Annotated in this window: 1 protein-coding gene; it reads right to left on the reverse strand. The window is 46.0% G+C overall.

Features of this window, described 5'->3' with window-relative positions; all coding sequences use genetic code 11:
• The coding region (cheC, locus tag ACWHAR_RS30010; RefSeq protein ID WP_452088799.1) for a CheY-P phosphatase CheC at window positions 1–537 on the reverse strand (537 nt) is incomplete at its 3' end.
• Window positions 538–583: the final 46 nt, after the last annotated feature.

The following is a 583-nucleotide window of genomic DNA, read 5'->3' on the forward strand; positions in this document are numbered from 1 at the left end:
TTGGTCAAAAATTGACGTGTCGACAACAATGGCGTGTTCTCCAACTTGACTGAGCTCCATCAGCCCTTCGCTGATCACAGCTCCGAACATGTCCAATGAGACTTCAGGAACACTTGGATAGAGCTGGAGCTTCGTCAAATCCGCCAAAGCTGTTAAATATGACCCCGCTAAAATATTGCCCAGTTCATGCAAAGCGGATGAGCTCATGTGGTCTTCACCTAAGTCCTCTATGTCAAAATCGGGGTTTCCAATCAGCTCTCTGATAAACTGCTCCGCCTGAAAAAAAGGCATTATAAAGAACATTGAACCCGTTAAATCGCCTTCCATTCTTAAAAAGATGCTGGCAACCGGGACATCGGCGCCGCCGAAAAAATCAACAAGCTCATCAAAAGACAGCAGCTTTGCAAATGGGACTTCCATATCTATCTTTCTATTTAACAGCTGGGCCATTGCAGAGGCGGAGTGGCCGGCGCCTATATTGCCGACTTCCCGCAAAATGTCCATCTGCTCTTCTTTGATTCCATTAAAAATACTCATGTCATAACCCCTTTAAGATTAAGCTTGATCGGGCACAGCGGACTGA

The sequence above is a fragment of the Bacillus sp. LR--39 genome (assembly GCF_053613335.1).